This window comes from Pseudomonas sp. zfem002, from assembly GCF_032621685.1.
Lineage (GTDB): Bacteria > Pseudomonadota > Gammaproteobacteria > Pseudomonadales > Pseudomonadaceae > Aquipseudomonas > Aquipseudomonas japonica.
Genome location: NZ_JAVYJH010000012.1, coordinates 1 through 16,742, shown reverse-complemented (window position 1 = coordinate 16,742; position 16,742 = coordinate 1). Strand labels below are relative to the sequence as shown.

The following is a 16,742-nucleotide window of genomic DNA, read 5'->3' as shown; positions in this document are numbered from 1 at the left end:
TCCGATGCGCTCTCTTACCCTTCATCTGAAAGTCCTGATCACCGTGCTGGTGCTATTGGGCGTGCTGATCACGGCCTATCAGATCTTCTTCCTCGGCATCCCGGTGACCGAAGACGAAACCGACGACCTGTGGAACATCGACGCCAAGGTCGAGTTCGTCGCCAGCCCGAAAGACCCGGTGAAAGTGCAGATGTACGTGCCGCCGCTGAGCCATGACTACGTCAGCCTCAACGAGAGCTTCATCTCCAACAACTACGGGGTCAGCGTCAACCGCGTCGACGGCAACCGCAAGGTGACCTGGTCGGCACGTCGCGCCAGCGGCAACCAGACCCTCTACTACCGCCTGGTCCTGACCAAGCGCTACAGCAGCGAGAAGCCCAAGATCAAGGGCCCGACCTTCCGCGACAGCCTGCCGGTGGAAGGCCCGGAAAAGATCGCCGCCGAAGCCCTGATGGCGCCGATCCGCCAGCACTCGGCGGACGTCGAGACCTTCGTCAGCGAGACCATCAAGCGTGTCAACAATCTCAACGACGACAACGTCAAGCTGCTCCTGGCCGGCGACACCTCGGTGCAGAAGAAGGCCAAGGTCATCGACCTGCTGCTGTCCATCGCCCACGTGCCGCTGGAGCGCGTGCAGACCATCCGCCTGGTCGCCGACCAGCCGCAGACCCCGGAACTCTGGCTGCGCAGCTTCAACGGCAACGAATGGCTGTACTTCAACCCGGACACCGGCGAACAGGGCCTGCCCAGTGACCGCCTGCTGTGGTGGACCGGTGACGACAACCTGATCACCGTCGACGGCGGCAAGAAGGTCAACGTCAGCTTCAGCCTGAACAACAGCGAGATGAACGCCATCCGCCTGGCCAAGCTGACCGACGAGAACACCGACGCCGACTTCCTCGAATACTCCCTCTACGGCCTGCCGCTGCAGACCCAGCAGACCTTCATGATCATGGTGATGATCCCGATCGGCGTGCTGGTGATCCTGATCCTGCGCAACCTGGTCGGCCTGCAGACCCTCGGCACCTTCACCCCGGTGCTGATCGCCCTGGCCTTCCGCGAGACCCAGCTGGGCTTCGGCATCGTCCTGTTCACCGTGATCACCGCCCTCGGCCTGTCGCTGCGCTCGTACCTGGAGCACCTCAAGCTGCAGATGCTGCCGCGCCTGTCGGTGGTGCTGACCTTCGTCGTGGTGCTGATCGCCGCGATCAGCCTGTTCAGCCACAAGCTGGGGCTGGAGCGCGGCCTGTCGGTGGCGCTGTTCCCGATGGTGATCCTGACCATGACCATCGAGCGCCTGTCCATCACCTGGGAAGAGCGCGGCGGCGGCCATGCCATGAAAGTCGCCATCGGCACCCTGTTCGCCGCCTCCCTGGCGCATCTGCTGATGAGCGTGCCGGAGCTGGTGTACTTCGTCTTCACCTTCCCGGCGGTGCTGCTGATCCTGGTGGGCTTCATGCTGGCGATGGGTCGCTACCGCGGCTACCGCCTGACGGAGCTGGTTCGTTTCAAGGCTTTCGTGAAGGCTGACGCCTGATGTTCGGACTCTGGAAAACCTGGAAGGCCCTGGAAGCCCGGGGCATCATGGGTATCAATCGGCGCAACGCGGACTACGTCCTGAAGTACAACAAGCGCCACCTGTACCCGATCGTCGACGACAAGATCATCACCAAGGAACGGGCGATCCGGGCCGGCATCCATGTGCCGGAGATGTACGGGATCATCTCCACCGAGAAGGAGATCGAAAAACTCGACGAGATCATCGGCGGTCGCAGCGACTTCGTCATCAAGCCGGCCCAGGGCGCCGGCGGTGACGGCATCATGGTCATCGCCGACCGCTTCGAGGACCGCTACCGCACGGTCTCGGGCAAGATCATCAGCCACGAGGAGATCGAGCACCAGATCTCCAGCATCCTCACCGGCCTGTACTCCCTGGGCGGTCACCGCGACCGCGCGCTGATCGAGTACCGAGTGACCCCGGACCAGATCTTCAAAAGCATCAGCTACGAAGGCGTGCCGGACATCCGCATCATCGTGCTGATGGGCTACCCGGTGATGGCCATGCTGCGTCTGCCGACCCGCCAGTCCGGCGGCAAGGCCAACCTGCACCAGGGCGCCATCGGCGTCGGTGTCGACCTGGCCACCGGCGTGACCCTGCGCGGCACCTGGCTGAACAACATCATCAGCAAGCACCCGGACACCACCAACGCGGTGGACGGTGTGCAACTGCCGAACTGGGACGGCTTCATGAAGCTCGCCGCCGGCTGCTACGAGCTGTGCGGCCTGGGCTACATCGGCGTGGACATGGTCCTGGACCAGGACAAGGGCCCGCTGATCCTCGAACTCAACGCCCGCCCCGGCCTGAACATCCAGATCGCCAACGACTGCGGCCTGACCCAGCGCACCCATGCCATCGAGGCGCACCTGGAAGCGCTGGCCAAGGATGGCAAACAGGAAACCCCGGAGGAGCGCGTGCGCTTCGCCCAGCAACTGTTCGGTCACGTCCCCTCGCGCCAGTAACCTCGACGCCCCGCCGCGCAGGCGCGCGGGGCGCTGGTTTACCCCTAGGAGCAATCGTTTCGGGGGTCTACAATGCCTGCCCCGCCTAGCGACCCGTCCAGACGAATGCCGACCTGCACCGTTGTTCCCCTGCCCTACCTGCCCGACCCGGCCGCCTATTTCGCCCGCGTGCGCCATGCCCCCGGCGCCGTGCTGCTCGACAGCGCCCGTCCCGGCGCCGAGCGCGGACGCTTCGACCTGCTCAGCGCCTGGCCGCTGCGCAGTCTGGTGGCGCAACCCGGCGAAAGCGGCACGGCCTTTCTGCAGCGCCTGCGGGACGGCCTGGGCGAATTGGGCGAAGCGCAATTGCCCGCCGGGCTGGAGCTGCCTTTCGCGGGCGGCCTCATCGGTTACCTGAGCTACGACTTCGGTCGGCGCCTGGAGCAGTTGCCGCACATCGCCCGCGATGATCTCGGCCTGGCCGATGCCACCCTCGGCCTGTATGCCTGGGCGCTGATCAGCGATCACCAGCTGGGCACCAGCCAGTTGCTGTTGCATCCCGCGCTGCCGTCAGACGAACGCCAGCGCCTGAGCGAACTGTTCAGCCAGCCGGCGCCGCGCGATGCCGGCGCCGGCTTCCACCTCGACGCGCCGATGCGCGGCGACCTCAGTCCCGACGACTATCGCCAGGCCTTCGAAAGGGTCCAGCAGTACATCCAGGCCGGCGACTGCTACCAGATCAACCTGACCCAGCGCTTCCGCGCGCCGTGCCAGGGCGATCCCTGGAATGCTTACCAGGCCCTGCGCGCAGCCTGCCCGACGCCGTTCTCGGGGTTCCAGGTGCTGGACGATGGCAGCGCCCTGCTCAGCCTGTCGCCGGAGCGTTTCATCCGGGTCAGCGCCGGCCAGGTGGAAACCCGCCCGATCAAGGGCACCCGGCCGCGCAGCGCCGATCCGATCGAGGATCGGGCCAATGGCGAGGAACTGCTGGCCAGCACCAAGGACCGCGCCGAGAACCTGATGATCGTCGACCTGCTGCGCAACGACCTCGGCCGGACCTGCGAGATCGGCTCGGTACGGGTGCCGGAGCTGTTCAGCCTGGAGAGTTATCCCAACGTGCACCACATGGTCAGCAGCGTCACCGGCCGCCTGGCGCCGGGCAAGGATGCGCTGGACCTGATCGCCGGCAGCTTCCCCGGCGGCTCGATCACCGGCGCGCCGAAGATCCGCGCGATGCAGATCATCGACGAGCTGGAACCGAGCCGGCGCGCGCTGTATTGCGGATCGTTGCTGTATGTGGACGTGCGCGGCGAGATGGACAGTTCGATCGCCATTCGCAGTTTGCTGGTCAAGGATGGCCAGGTGTGTTGCTGGGGCGGCGGCGCGGTGGTGGCGGACTCGGAGTGGGAAGCGGAGTACCAGGAGTCGATCACCAAGGTGAAGGTGTTGCTGGAGACCTTGCAGGGTCTGTAAGAACCCTATCGCGGGCAACGCCCGCTCCCACAGGATTCGCGGCGCATGCAATCCCTGTGGGAGCGGGCGTTGCCCGCGATGAGGCCCTCGAAGGCGCTAGAGACTCAACGTCCGGTTGGAAGCCTTGATGAACTCCCGCTTCAACGCCTCGAAATCATGCACCGCCGGGAACTGCGGGAACTCGCGGATCACGTTGTCCGGCGCGTGGAACAGGATCCCCGCATCCGCCTCGCCAAGCATGGTGGTGTCGTTGTACGAGTCGCCTGCGGCGATCACCCGGTAGTACAGGCTCTTGAAGGCCAGTACCGACTGCCGCTTGGGATCCTTCTGACGCAACTGGTAGCTGACCACGCGATCGGTCTCGTCGGTGATCAGGCGATGGCACAGCAGGGTCGGGAAGCCCAGCTGACGCATCAGCGGCTGGGAGAATTCGTAGAAGGTGTCGGACAGGATCACCACCTGGAAGCGCTCGCGCAGCCAGTCGACGAACTCCACCGCGCCGTCCAGCGGCTTGAGGGTGGCGATCACCGCCTGGATGTCAGACAGCTTCAGACCGTGCTCATCGAGGATACGCAGACGCTGCTTCATCAGTACGTCGTAGTCCGGAATATCACGGGTGGTGGCCCGCAGCGATTCGATTCCGGTTTTTTCCGCGAAGGCGATCCAGATTTCCGGGACCAGTACGCCTTCCAGATCGAGACAGGCAATTTCCACAGCACACTCCTCGAACAACGCCAAAAATGGAAGGCGCACTCTAAGCGCAGTGATGCGACCCGTCTACCCGGCATTTTTTGGTAACATCTGCCTTATTACGAGCGCCAAGCGCCATTCAATGACCGGAAGCCGCCTGATGAGCCAACCCTTCGACGTCGCCGCCCTGGCCGCGACCTACGCCAACAAATCCCCCCAGGACATCCTCAAGCTCGCCTTCGAGCATTTCGGTGACGACCTGTGGATTTCCTTCAGCGGCGCCGAGGACGTGGTGCTGGTGGACATGGCCTGGAAGCTGAACAAGAACGTCAAGGTCTTCAGCCTCGACACCGGGCGCCTGCACCCGGAGACCTACCGCTTCATCGACCAGGTCCGCGAGCACTACAAGCTGCCGATCGAGATCCTCTCGCCGGATCGCGACAAGCTCGACCCGTTCGTCAAGGAAAAGGGCCTGTTCAGTTTCTACAAGGACGGCCACGGCGAATGCTGTGGCGTGCGCAAGATCGAACCGCTGCGGCGCAAGCTGGCCACGGTCACCGCCTGGGCCACCGGCCAGCGCCGCGACCAGAGCCCGGGCACCCGCAGCCAGGTGGCGGCCCTGGAAATCGACAGCGCCTTCTCCACGCCGGAGCGCACCCTGTACAAGTTCAACCCGCTGGCGCAGATGAGCAGCGAGGAGGTCTGGGGCTACATCCGCATGCTCGAGCTGCCCTACAACAGCCTGCACGAACGCGGCTTCATCAGCATCGGCTGCGAACCCTGCACCCGTCCGGTGCTGCCGAACCAGCACGAGCGCGAAGGTCGCTGGTGGTGGGAAGAGTCGACCCAGAAGGAATGCGGGCTGCATGCCGGCAACCTGATCAGCAAGGGCTGATCGACAGAAACGAAAAAACCGGCCGCGGCCGGTTTTTTTGTGGGTGGAAACAACCTGCCTCAGTGCACCGGCAGCTCGACGCCCTCGAACAGCTCTTCCAGTTCCTGCTTGTTGTGGCACTGGATCGCCTTGGCCATCACTTCGCGGGTCAGGTGCGGAGCGAACTTCTCGATGAAGTCGCACATGAAGCCACGCAGGAAGGTGCCGCGACGGAAACCGATCTTGGTGATGCTGGACTCGAACAGCTCGCTGGCATCGAGGACCACCAGGTCGCTGTCCAGCTTCGGATCCACCGCCATCTTGGCGACGATGCCGACACCGAGGCCCAGGCGTACGTAGGTCTTGATCACGTCGGCGTCAGCGGCGGTGAACACCACTTTCGGCGTCAGGCCGCGATGGCTGAAGGCCTCGTCCAGCTTGGAACGGCCGGTGAAACCGAAGACGTAGGTCACGATCGGGTATTCGGCGAGGACTTCCAGGGTCAGCTTCGGCAGCTTGGTCAGCGGATGGCCCTGGGGCACCACCACGCAACGGTTCCAGCGATAGCACGGCATCATCACCAGGTCGCCGAACAGCTCCAGCGCTTCGGTGGCGATGGCGAAATCGACGGTGCCGTCGGCGGCCATCTCGGCGATCTGCATCGGCGAACCCTGGTGCATGTGCAGGGCCACTTCCGGGTATTGCTTGATGAACGAACTGATCACCGGCGGCAGCGCATAGCGCGCCTGGGTGTGAGTGGTGGCGATGGACAGGGTGCCCTTCTTCTCGTTGGAGAATTCCTGGGCGATCTGCTTGATGCTCTCGACCTTGCGCAGGATTTCCCCGGCGGTGTTGATGATCCGCTCCCCTGCCGGGGTGACGCGGGTCAGGTGCTTGCCGCTGCGGGCGAACACTTCCACGCCCAGCTCGTCTTCCAACAGGCGAATCTGCTTGCTGATCCCCGGCTGGGAGGTGTACAGGCTTTGCGCTGTCGCGGAGACGTTGAGGTCGTGGTGCGCCACTTCCCAGATGTAGCGCAGTTGTTGAAGCTTCATAGGTATCCCTCAGATGCTGGGCGTCACCGGCAACAGCGACGAGTTATAACTATATTAGTGGTCAGGAGAATAAATCTAGAACAATTTCACCAGTTTTCTTACACGCGCAGCGGAAAGATCCGTCATTCCTTGCGCCGCCCCAGGTGCTGGGCGAGCGGCACCATGTACACCGGTACCGGCGACAGTTGCAGAATGCGCACCGCGGTACGGCCGATCGGGATCTCCACCCCCGCGCCGTGGCTGTGACTGCCGACGATGAGCAGATCGACGTTGAGGCGCTGGGCCTGCTGCAGGATCACCTCGGCCGGATCGCCCTGGCGTACCCGCACCGCGCGGATCAGCGCCAGGTCATCCTGGTCGCCGAGCTCATCGCGAAAATTTTCCAGGACCCGCTGCTCTATATTGGCCATGACCGTATTCACCCCCTGGCTGTGCAACTGGTCCAGGGTCTGCTCGTCCAGGTAACTCTGCAGCAGCGATTCGGCGAATTGCCCCATGGGTTCCACGGCGTGGATCACGTAGAGCTCGGCATTGAAAGAGCGCGCCATGGCCAGCGCGTGTTGCATGACATAGGGCGCGTAAACACCGAGGTCCGTGGCGTACAGCATCGAACGGATCATTTGACCTCCTCGACTGCCAGAGCGGCAGGGCAAGCTTCAGCTTAGCAGCGCCAATCCACCGCGCAGGCCCCGTCCGGCGGGGCTCAGACCGGGTCCTGGCGATTGCTGATGCCGTGCGGCACATGGCCCGTGGCGACCACCTTGCCGGCGCGCTCGCAGTGTCCGGTCTGGTCGTCGAAGAACACGTCGGCGGCGAAGGCCTCGAGGAATGCCGACTTGTCCAGACCGCCGAGGAACAGCGACTCGTCGAGACGGATATCCCACTCGCGCAAGGTACGGATCACCCGCTCGTGGGCTGGTGCCGAACGCGCGGTGACCAGCGCGGTGCGGATCGGACAGGCCCCCGTGGGGAACTCGCTCTGCAATTGGTTCAGGGCGGCGAGGAAGGGTTTGAACGGCCCGCCGCGCAAGGCCTGGCGCGCCGACTGCCGCTCGTTGGCCTGGAATGCCTCCAGCCCGCTCAGCTGGTAGACGCGCTCGGACTCGTCGGAGAACAGCACGGCGTCGCCGTCGAAGGCCATGCGCAGTTCCTCGGTGGCTTCCCGCCGCGCCCCGCCGGAGAGGATGGTGGCCGCGGCGAAGCCGGCATCCAGGGCGCTGCGCACGTCGTCGGCGTCGGTGGAGAGGAACAGGTGGCAGCCGAACGCCGCCAGGTAGGGATAGGGACTGCGCCCGCCGACGAACGCCGCGCGGGAGATGCCCAGGCCGTAGTGCTCGATGGAATTGAACACGCGCAGGCCGGTATCGGCACTGTTGCGCGAGACCAGCACCACCTCGACCCGCGGCTGACCGAGCAGGGCATTGAGCCCCAGCAGTTTTTCCACCAGGAGAAAGGCATCGCCCGGCGCAAGGTGTTCGTCTTCGTGCTCGATCTGGTACTGGCGATAGGCCTCGACGCCCTCGCGCAGGAACAGCCGGTGGCTCTCGCTCAGATCGAACAGCGCCCGCGAGGAGATCGCCACTACCAGTTTGTCGCCCAGGCCTTTGCTCATGTCCTGCCCTCATTTTGGGGCTGCTTCGCAGCCCTTCGCGGGCAAGCCACGCTCGCGCAATCCTCGTAGGAGCGCGGCTCGCCCGCGAAGGGCCGACAAGCGGCCCCCGACCCAAAAATCCAGCGCACGATTATGCACCCAGCCACTTTAGTCGCAAAAACCCGCGTGCAAAGGCCCAAACCGCCCTGCTATCAGGCGTTTGCCCATTGTCGAACAAAGGGATTACGCGCTAAGGTTCCGCTCCCCGCTGAGCTCAATCATGCTGCTCCGCCGCACGGGGATCGCTGGCGGCCGGCATCCGTGACCTGACGAGTAACACGATGGCTGATTTACCGATCGACGACCTTAACGTTGCCTCCAACGAGACACTGATCACGCCCGATCAGCTCAAGAAGGAGATTCCACTCAGCGCCACCGCGCTTCAGACCGTGACCGCGGGCCGTGAAGTGGTGCGCAATATCCTCGACGGCAAGGATCATCGCCTGTTCGTCGTGGTCGGCCCCTGCTCCATCCATGACGTCAAGGCCGCCCACGAATATGCCGAGCGCCTCAAGGTGCTCGCCGCGGAAGTGTCCGACACCCTGTACCTGGTGATGCGCGTCTACTTCGAGAAGCCGCGCACCACGGTCGGCTGGAAAGGCCTGATCAACGACCCGTACCTGGATGACTCGTTCAAGATCCAGGACGGCCTGCACATCGGTCGCCAACTGCTCCTGGACCTGGCGGAAATGGGCCTGCCCACCGCCACCGAAGCCCTCGACCCGATCTCCCCGCAGTACCTGCAGGACCTGATCAGCTGGTCGGCCATCGGCGCCCGTACCACCGAATCCCAGACCCACCGTGAAATGGCCTCCGGCCTGTCCTCCGCGGTCGGCTTCAAGAACGGCACCGATGGCGGCCTGACCGTGGCCATCAACGCCCTGCAATCGGTCTCCAGCCCGCACCGTTTCCTCGGCATCAACCAGGAAGGCGGCGTGTCCATCGTCACCACCAAGGGCAACGCCTACGGTCACGTGGTCCTGCGCGGCGGCAACGGCAAGCCGAACTACGATTCGGTCAGCGTCGCCCTGTGCGAGCAGGCGCTGAACAAGGCCAAGATCACGCCGAACATCATGGTCGACTGCAGCCACGCCAACTCCAACAAGGACCCGGCCCTGCAGCCGCTGGTGATGGAGAACGTCGCCAACCAGATCCTCGAAGGCAACCAGTCGATCATCGGCCTGATGGTGGAAAGCCACCTCAACTGGGGTTGCCAGGCGATTCCGAAGGACCTCGACCAGCTGCAATACGGCGTGTCCATCACCGATGCCTGCATCGACTGGGAAACCACGGCCAACACCCTGCGCAACATGCGCACCAAGCTCAAGGATGTATTGCCGAAACGCCGCGGCTGATCGGCGCAAACGAAAACGCCGGGCAATGCCCGGCGTTTTCGTGTCTGGGAGGTCAGCGGCGATCGGTGGCGCTGCGTCCTGGAGATTCAGACCTTGGAAGAATGCTTCTGGTGACGCTCCATGTAGCGTTCGACATAGGAGCATGAAGGAATCACGGTGTAGCCGCGTTCTTCGGCATAGGCCAGTGCCCGCTCGGTGAGCGCCGCGGCGATGCCGCGACCGCGCAGGGCATTCGGCACGAAGGTGCGATAGATATCCAGGGTCTGTTTCCCCAGGTCCATGTAGGTCAGGTACGCACGATGACCGTCCACATTGGTCTCGAATTGATGACCAGCCTGGTCATGGTGGATGGACAACGCCTCGCTCATCACTACTCCTCGCGGGTCTTGTAACAAAACCCTACCTTAACCGATGTTTGTCCGGCGAAGGAACCTCTACGCCACCCCGTGCCCCGTTGGACAGCGAGAAAAGCCCGCTCGTTCTCTGGGCAACCGAGCACGTTACAAATAGTAGGCGCCCCCTGCGCAGATGCTCAAGGCACCGGTCGCAAAAAATTCCGGCGTCCGGGGACCGCTCGACACTGCGTCAGGCAACGTCACGGCGGGTAACCCGGATCTTCCGTTTGTTATGACGCAACATGACACTAAAAGTCACCATTAGTTCAACAAAAAGTACTTTTACAAGAATGCGTTACACCGCCAATGGCAGCTAATGCACGGTTTTCGGACGTTTTTGCTGTCAAGCGGGGTGGAAAGGCAATTTTTTTCCAATTCTTGCGCTCAGTCAGTTTACTTACTACAAGTAATGGGTACTATGTACGCCGGCCAGTTTCTCTTTGTTGAGAGATGGCTATTTAATAGAAAGTCCTTGAAGGGGAACACGATGAACAACGTTCTGAAATTCTCTGCTCTGGCTCTGGCCGCAGTTCTGGCTACCGGTTGCAGCAGCGTATCCAAAGAAACCGAAGCTCGTCTGACTGCTACCGAAGACGCAGCAGCTCGTGCACAAGCTCGTGCTGACGAAGCGTATCGCAAAGCCGACGACGCTCTGGCTGCCGCTCAGAAAGCTCAGCAGACCGCTGACGAAGCTAACGAGCGCGCTCTGCGCATGCTGGAAAAAGCCAGCCGCAAGTAATAATCCCCCGGGATTGTTATTTGAAGCCGACCCACTTGTGGGTCGGCTTTTTTATTGCCTGCTAGAACCTCGGCCAACTAACCGAACGTTGCCCTGGATATCCGTTCGGCTATCCGACGCGGCAAAAAAAGGGACCGCATCGCGATCCCTGTGCTTCATCCAGCGAACAACTACTGCTGATACGGACTGCTCGAAACCATCGGCGCATCGCCACCCGGTGCGAGCGGCACAGCGATTTCCACCGGCATGCCATCTTCCGCGGCCACTACATCGCGAACCATGTCCCAGTTCATCTGCACGTTGTTGGACAGGTCTTCACGCTTGAGCAGGGCGTTGATCACCGCGGTGTGCTTGTCCACCACCGAAGGATCGCCCTTGTCGTCCAGCGGGGTATGCGCTTCCAGGTAAACCTTGCCGGCGCTGACGCCGAACTTGTATGGCTCGTTGATGATCCGCACCGGCGTACCGACCGGCGCCATCTTCGCCAGTTCCAGCACATTGTTGTTGAACATGCGGAAGCAGCCGTGGCTGGTACGCATGCCGATGCCGAACTTCTTGTTCGAACCATGGATCAGGTAACCCGGCACGCCCAGGGTGAACTTGAACGGTCCCAGCGGGTTGTCCGGACCGGCCGGCACCACGTTCGGCAGCGGGTCGCCGTCGGCGGCGTGCTCGGCCTTGATCGAGGCCGGCGGAGTCCAGGTCGGATTCGGCGTCTTGGCCGTCACCCGGGTCTGCGCGATCGGCGAGCCCCAGCCTTCACGGCCGATGCCCAGCGGGTAGGTGTGCACCACGTTCTCGCCTTTCGGGAAGTAGTACATGCGGTACTCGGCGAGGTTGATGACGATACCTTCGCGCGGGCCCGGCGGCAGGATGAAGCGGGTCGGCAGGACGATCTCGGTGCCGGCGCCCGGCAGCCATGGATCGACACCCGGGTTGGCGGCGACCATCTCCAGATAACCGAGGTCACCGGCGGTACCGATGTCGGCGAAGGTGTCCTCGTACTTGGCCTTGATCACCTGGACCTGACCGATGATGTCTTCGCCTGGCGGCGGCAGGGGAAACTCCAGCGCGGCAACAGGGCCGGCGGCGATCAGGGCAGCGGCCAGGGACAGGCAGCGGGTGACGGCGGGAAAGCGCGGCAACATCCGGGAAATCCTTCGCAAATTCGGGGTGAAGGCGACAATTGTACACCGCTGTAGGAATTTTCGGCATACAGGCCTGCCGGGCGGCCCGACAGACTCAGAGTTCAGGCCAGACTGGCCTTGTGCCTTTACGCTGGGCATCGAGAATTGCCCGGCACAGCGAGCACAGCCGCCGGTCGCGGTACACCGTATTGGGCACGCTCGACCAGCGCGGCTGTGCCGGAAGCAGCGTGCCGCACAGGGTGCGATCCGCCGAGCCGCCCAGTTCGAGCTGACGGGCGACCAGATGCACGCGGATCTCCTGGCAGGCGAACAGGTCAAGCTGTTCGTCGGGCTCGATCAATTGATAGGCAAACAGGGACCAGGCGGGACGCGGCATCGGGGGCTCCAAATCGGGGGCGCAACATTAGCCGAAAGCCGGTCACTATAAAAGCATCAAAGCAGCGGTTTGATGGCCGGCCAGGCATTTTCCAGCAACTGCGCCTGGGCCCCTTGCGCGGGATGGATACCGTCGGCCTGCATCAGTTCGGGATGGCCACCCACGCCTTCGAGGAAGAACGGCACCAGGGGAACGTTCTTCTGCGTGGCGAGATCGGAATAGACCTGGGCGAACGCCTTGGTATAGCGCGCACCGTAGTTGGGCGGCAGTTGCATGCCCAGCAGCAACACCCTGGCCCCGGCTTCCCGGGACTTGTCGATCATCGAGGCAAGATTTTGTTGCAATTGCGCAGGCAACTGCCCGCGCAGCCCGTCATTGCCGCCGAGCTCCAGCACCACCAGGCTCGGCTTGTGCTCGGAAAGCAGCGCGGGCAGCCGCGCCTGACCGCCCGCGCTGGTGTCGCCGCTGACCGAGGCGTTCACCACCTTGTCGTTGAAACCCTCGTCCCTGAGCCGTTTTTCCAGGAGGGCGACCCAACCCTGGCGGGTATCCAGGCCAAAAGCGGCGCTGATACTATCGCCGACGATCAACACAGTACCCGCCGCTGCGTTCTGCGCCATGCACAGCAAGGCCAGGCCAGCACTCAATAACCACACTCGCATCGGATTCTCCATGGGCCCCAGCATTCTCATTGCGCGGAACCTTAGCAAAGTGGTCCCCAGCGCGGAAGGCAGCCTCACCATCCTCCACCCGCTGTCCCTCGACCTGAGCGAAGGCGACAGCCTGGCCATCGTCGGCGCCTCGGGCTCCGGCAAGTCCACCCTCCTCGGCCTGCTCGCCGGCCTCGACCAGCCCAGTGCCGGCTCGGTGACCCTGGCCGGCCACGACCTCGCGCCGCTCGACGAAGACCAGCGCGCCAGGGTACGCGCCGAGCACGTCGGCTTCGTCTTCCAGTCGTTCCAGTTGCTCGACAGTCTCAACGCCCTGGAAAACGTCATGCTGCCGCTGGAGCTGGACGGCCGCCGCGATGCCCGCGAACACGCGCGCACCCTGCTGGAGCGGGTCGGCCTCGGCCAGCGCCTGAGCCATTCGCCGCGCCAGTTGTCCGGTGGCGAGCAGCAGCGAGTGGCCATCGCCCGCGCCTTCGCCGCCGAACCGGCGGTGCTGTTCGCCGACGAGCCCACCGGCAACCTCGACAGCCACACCGGCGAGCGCATCAGCGACCTGCTGTTCGAGCTGAACAAGGAACGCGGCACCACCCTGGTCCTGGTGACCCACGACGAACGCCTGGCGCGCCGTTGCCGCCGGCAGATCCGCCTGGACGCGGGTCATATGGTCAGCCCGATGGAGCCCTAGATGGCACACCTGTCCCTGCTTCGCCTGTTCACCCTCGCCCTGCGCCAACTACTGCGCGACGCCCGCGCCGGCGAGCTGCGCGTGCTGTTCTTCGGCCTGCTGGTCGCGGTGGCGGCGAGCACCGCCATCGGCTACTTCGGCGCCCGCCTGAACGGCGCCATGCTCCTGCGCGCCACCGAATTCCTCGGCGCCGACCTGGTCCTGCAGGGCAGCTCGCCGGCCAGCGCCGAACAGGTTCAACGGGGCAAGGACCTCGGCCTGGCCCACGCGCAGGTGGTCGAGTTCTCCAGCGTGATCGCCACCGACAACGGCATCCAGCTGTCCAGCGTCAAGGCCGCCAACCCGGCCTACCCGCTGCGCGGCGAACTGCGCAGCGCCAGCGAGCCGTTCGGCGCCGAAACCCGCGGTGGTGGTCCCGCGCCCGGCGAAGCCTGGGTCGAGTCGCGCCTGCTGGCGGCACTGGACCTGAAGATCGGCGACAGCATCGACGTCGGCCTGAAGACCCTGCGCCTGGCCCGGGTACTGACCTACGAGCCCGACCGCGCCGGCAATTTCTACAGCCTGACCCCGCGCGTGATGATCAACCTCGCCGACCTCGAGGCCACCGGCGTGGTCCAGCCCGGCAGCCGGGTGACCTACCGCGAACTGTGGCGCGGCGACAACCTGGTCCTCGCCGACTACCGCCAGTTCCTCGATAAAAGCCTCGCGCCGAACCAGCGCATCCGCGATGCCCGCGACGGCAACCAGCAGATCGGCGGCGCCCTGGGCAAGGCCGAGCGCTACCTGAACATGGCCAGCCTGGTCGCGGTGCTGCTCGCTGGCGTGGCGGTGGCCCTGTCCGCGAGCCGTTTCGCCGCGCGCCGTTTCGATGCCAGCGCGCTGTTGCGCTGCCTGGGACTGTCGCGGCGCCAGGCCCTGACCCTGTTCTGCCTGCAACTGGCGATCCTCGGCAGCCTCGCCGCGCTGGCCGGCGCCCTGCTCGGCTGGCTCGCGCAACTGGGCTTGTTCGCCCTGCTCGACGGCCTGCTGCCAGCGGAAATCCCCGACGGCGGCGTGGCCCCGGCATTGGCCGGGATTGCCACCGGCCTGGTGGCCCTGGCCGGCTTTGCCCTGCCGCCACTGGCCGCGCTTGGTCGGGTACCGCCGCTGCGGGTGCTGCGCCGCGACCTGCTGCCAGTGCCCGCCAGCAGTTGGCTGGTATATGGCGCGGCGATCTTCGCCCTTGGCCTGATCATGTGGCGCCTGAGCCTCGACCTGCTGCTGACCTTCGCCCTGCTCGGCGGCGGCCTGGTCGCCGCCCTGCTGCTTGGCGGCCTGCTGCTGGCGGGGCTGCGCAGCCTGCGCCGGATGCTCGCCGGCGCACCCCTGCCCTGGCGCCTCGGTCTCGGCCAGCTGTTGCGTCACCCACTGGCCGCCGCCGGGCAATCCCTGGCCTTCGGCCTGATCCTCCTGGCCATGGGCCTGATCACCCTGCTGCGCATCGAGTTGCTGGACACCTGGCACAACCAGTTGCCGGCGGATGCGCCGAACTATTTCGCGCTGAACATCCTCGCGGACGACAAGGCCAGCTTCAGCAAGCAACTGGACAGTTTCTCCAGCCACGCCGCGCCGCTGTACCCGGTGGTGCCCGGACGCCTCACGCAGATCAACGGCGAGGTGGTGCAGCAGATGGTCACCAAGGACTCCGCCGGCGACCGCGCGGTACAGCGCGACCTCAGCCTGACCTGGGCCGCCGAGTTGCCAGAAGGCAATGCCCTCAGCGCCGGCCAGTGGTGGCAGGGGCAGCCGGCGAGCGACGAGATTCCCGGCGTCTCGGTCGAAGCGCAACTGGCGGACAGCCTCAAGCTCAAGGTCGGTGACCACCTGACCTTCGTCATTGCCGGCGAGCAGCGCGAGGCCGTGGTCAGCAGCCTGCGCACGGTCAACTGGGACAGCTTCCAGCCGAACTTCTACATGATCTTCCAACCCGGCACCCTGCAGGGGCTGCCCGCCACCTACCTGACCAGCTTCTATCTGGCGCCGGGCAACGACCCGCAGATCGTCGCGCTGTCACGGGCCTTCCCGGCGGCGACCATCCTCCAGGTCGATGCCTTGCTGGAGCAGCTGCGCAGCATCCTCGCCCAGGTCACCCTGGCGGTGCAGTACATGCTGCTGTTCGTCCTCGCCGCCGGTCTGGCGGTGCTGTTCGCCGGCCTGCAGGCGACCCTCGACGAGCGCATCCGCCAGGGCGCCCTGCTGCGCGCCCTCGGCGCCGGACGGGCCTTGCTGGTCAAGGCGCGGCGCATCGAGTTCGGCCTGCTCGGCGCGGCCAGTGGCGTACTCGCCGCCATCGGTTGCGAGCTGATCACCTGGGTGCTCTACCGCTATGCCTTCGACCTCGACTGGCGCCCGCATCCATGGCTGCTTCTGCTGCCGCTGGCCGGGGCGCTGCTGGTGGGTGGCGCCGGCGTGCTCGGCACCCGCCGCGCGCTCAATGCCAGCCCGCTGACAGTGCTGCGCGAAGGTTGAGCACGCGCTACTCTTTCGCCCCTGACGTAACGCCCGCCCAGGAGAAGGCATTGGCTACCAACATCATTACCCGCGAGGGCCACGAGGCACTGAAGGCGGAACTCGATCACCTGTGGCGGGTTTACCGCCCGGAGATCACCCAGAAAGTCGCCTGGGCCGCCTCCCTCGGCGACCGCAGTGAAAACGCCGACTACCAGTACAACAAGAAACTCCTGCGCGAGATCGATCGCCGCGTGCGCTACCTGCGCAAGCGTCTGGAAGACGTGAAGGTGGTGGACTACGGGCCGGAGCAGGAAGGCCGGGTGTTCTTCGGCGCCTGGGTGGAGATCGAGAACGAGGACGGCGAGGTGATGAAGTTTCGCATCGTCGGCTATGACGAGATCTACGGGCGCAACGACTATATCTCGGTGGACTCGCCCATGGCCCGGGCGCTGCTGAAGAAGGAGAAGGATGACGAGGTGGTGGTGCAGACGCCGGGGGGCGAGGCGACCTGGTATGTGAACAGCATCAGTTATCCGCATTGACGTACGGCGAATAACCCTTGTAGGAGCTGGCTTGTCCGCGAAAGGACCGCGAAGCGGTCCCAGATCTCACCGCTATCGGGGACCGCTTCGCGGTCCTTT

Annotated in this window: 17 protein-coding genes; 9 read left to right on the top strand and 8 right to left on the bottom strand. The window is 64.6% G+C overall.

Features of this window, described 5'->3' with window-relative positions; genetic code table 11:
• Positions 1-4: 4 nt before the first annotated feature.
• The 3 genes from RTI28_RS15095 (at position 5) to pabB (ending at position 3,972) form a co-directional block, all read left to right on the top strand.
• The gene (locus RTI28_RS15095; RefSeq protein WP_316921176.1) at positions 5-1,537 is read left to right on the top strand and encodes an inactive transglutaminase family protein; all 1,533 of its coding nucleotides are present in this window, start codon (positions 5-7) and stop codon (positions 1,535-1,537) included.
• Positions 1,537-2,520 (top strand): alpha-L-glutamate ligase-like protein, encoded by a 984-nt coding sequence (locus RTI28_RS15090; RefSeq protein WP_316921175.1) that lies wholly within the window; start codon positions 1,537-1,539, stop codon positions 2,518-2,520. Before RTI28_RS15095 ends, RTI28_RS15090 begins: the two co-directional genes overlap by 1 nt.
• A 105-nt stretch (positions 2,521-2,625) precedes the next feature.
• Positions 2,626-3,972, top strand: coding sequence for an aminodeoxychorismate synthase component I (pabB, locus tag RTI28_RS15085; protein WP_316921348.1), 1,347 nt, complete (start codon positions 2,626-2,628; stop codon positions 3,970-3,972).
• Between the two features lie 96 nt (positions 3,973-4,068).
• Here the strand turns inward: pabB and thrH are convergent, their stop codons facing one another.
• Positions 4,069-4,686, bottom strand: a complete 618-nt coding sequence (gene thrH / locus RTI28_RS15080) for a bifunctional phosphoserine phosphatase/homoserine phosphotransferase ThrH (protein WP_042125360.1) — start codon at positions 4,684-4,686, stop codon at positions 4,069-4,071.
• 136 nt (positions 4,687-4,822) lie between these two features.
• Here thrH and RTI28_RS15075 point away from each other — a divergent pair, with 136 nt between their 5' ends.
• Positions 4,823-5,557: a phosphoadenylyl-sulfate reductase gene (locus RTI28_RS15075; protein WP_316921174.1), complete on the top strand. Its 735-nt coding sequence runs from the start codon at positions 4,823-4,825 to the stop codon at positions 5,555-5,557.
• A 59-nt stretch (positions 5,558-5,616) separates the two neighbouring features.
• Here RTI28_RS15075 and cysB read toward each other — a convergent pair whose 3' ends face one another.
• The 3 genes from cysB to RTI28_RS15060 form a co-directional block, all read right to left on the bottom strand.
• Positions 5,617-6,591, bottom strand: a complete 975-nt coding sequence (cysB, locus tag RTI28_RS15070; protein ID WP_009394496.1) for an HTH-type transcriptional regulator CysB — start codon at positions 6,589-6,591, stop codon at positions 5,617-5,619.
• Positions 6,592-6,713: 122 nt separating this feature from the next.
• Positions 6,714-7,211: a universal stress protein gene (locus tag RTI28_RS15065; RefSeq protein WP_042125364.1), complete on the bottom strand. Its 498-nt coding sequence runs from the start codon at positions 7,209-7,211 to the stop codon at positions 6,714-6,716.
• An 83-nt stretch (positions 7,212-7,294) separates the two neighbouring features.
• The gene (locus tag RTI28_RS15060; protein WP_316921173.1) at positions 7,295-8,203 is read right to left on the bottom strand and encodes a 5'-nucleotidase; all 909 of its coding nucleotides are present in this window, start codon (positions 8,201-8,203) and stop codon (positions 7,295-7,297) included.
• A gap of 320 nt (positions 8,204-8,523) precedes the next feature.
• Between RTI28_RS15060 and RTI28_RS15055 the strand changes: the two genes are divergently transcribed.
• Positions 8,524-9,597: a 3-deoxy-7-phosphoheptulonate synthase gene (locus RTI28_RS15055; RefSeq protein WP_042125368.1), complete on the top strand. Its 1,074-nt coding sequence runs from the start codon at positions 8,524-8,526 to the stop codon at positions 9,595-9,597.
• 86 nt (positions 9,598-9,683) lie between these two features.
• On the opposite strand, the gene RTI28_RS15050 is transcribed toward RTI28_RS15055, so the two are convergent.
• A complete protein-coding gene (locus RTI28_RS15050; protein WP_042125370.1) occupies positions 9,684-9,965 on the bottom strand; it encodes a GNAT family N-acetyltransferase in 282 nt (93 codons plus the stop codon).
• 514 nt (positions 9,966-10,479) lie between these two features.
• Between RTI28_RS15050 and oprI the strand changes: the two genes are divergently transcribed.
• Complete coding sequence (gene oprI / locus RTI28_RS15045; protein ID WP_037058464.1) at positions 10,480-10,731, top strand: outer membrane lipoprotei OprI; 252 nt, start codon at positions 10,480-10,482, stop codon at positions 10,729-10,731.
• A gap of 170 nt (positions 10,732-10,901) precedes the next feature.
• Here oprI and RTI28_RS15040 read toward each other — a convergent pair whose 3' ends face one another.
• From RTI28_RS15040 to RTI28_RS15030, 3 genes are all read right to left on the bottom strand, one after another.
• Complete coding sequence (locus tag RTI28_RS15040) at positions 10,902-11,879, bottom strand: L,D-transpeptidase family protein (protein WP_316921172.1); 978 nt, start codon at positions 11,877-11,879, stop codon at positions 10,902-10,904.
• A 94-nt stretch (positions 11,880-11,973) separates the two neighbouring features.
• Positions 11,974-12,255, bottom strand: coding sequence for a hypothetical protein (locus tag RTI28_RS15035; RefSeq protein WP_316921171.1), 282 nt, complete (start codon positions 12,253-12,255; stop codon positions 11,974-11,976).
• A gap of 56 nt (positions 12,256-12,311) precedes the next feature.
• Complete coding sequence (locus tag RTI28_RS15030; protein ID WP_316921170.1) at positions 12,312-12,917, bottom strand: arylesterase; 606 nt, start codon at positions 12,915-12,917, stop codon at positions 12,312-12,314.
• 10 nt (positions 12,918-12,927) lie between these two features.
• Between RTI28_RS15030 and RTI28_RS15025 the strand changes: the two genes are divergently transcribed.
• Genes RTI28_RS15025 through greB form a run of 3 tightly spaced genes read left to right on the top strand, consistent with a single transcriptional unit; the run spans position 12,928 to position 16,643 of the window.
• Positions 12,928-13,611, top strand: a complete 684-nt coding sequence (locus RTI28_RS15025; protein ID WP_316921169.1) for an ABC transporter ATP-binding protein — start codon at positions 12,928-12,930, stop codon at positions 13,609-13,611.
• Positions 13,612-16,119, top strand: a complete 2,508-nt coding sequence (locus RTI28_RS15020; protein ID WP_316921168.1) for an ABC transporter permease — start codon at positions 13,612-13,614, stop codon at positions 16,117-16,119.
• Positions 16,120-16,169: 50 nt separating this feature from the next.
• Positions 16,170-16,643: a transcription elongation factor GreB gene (gene greB / locus RTI28_RS15015; RefSeq protein ID WP_042125380.1), complete on the top strand. Its 474-nt coding sequence runs from the start codon at positions 16,170-16,172 to the stop codon at positions 16,641-16,643.
• Positions 16,644-16,742 lie beyond the last annotated feature (99 nt).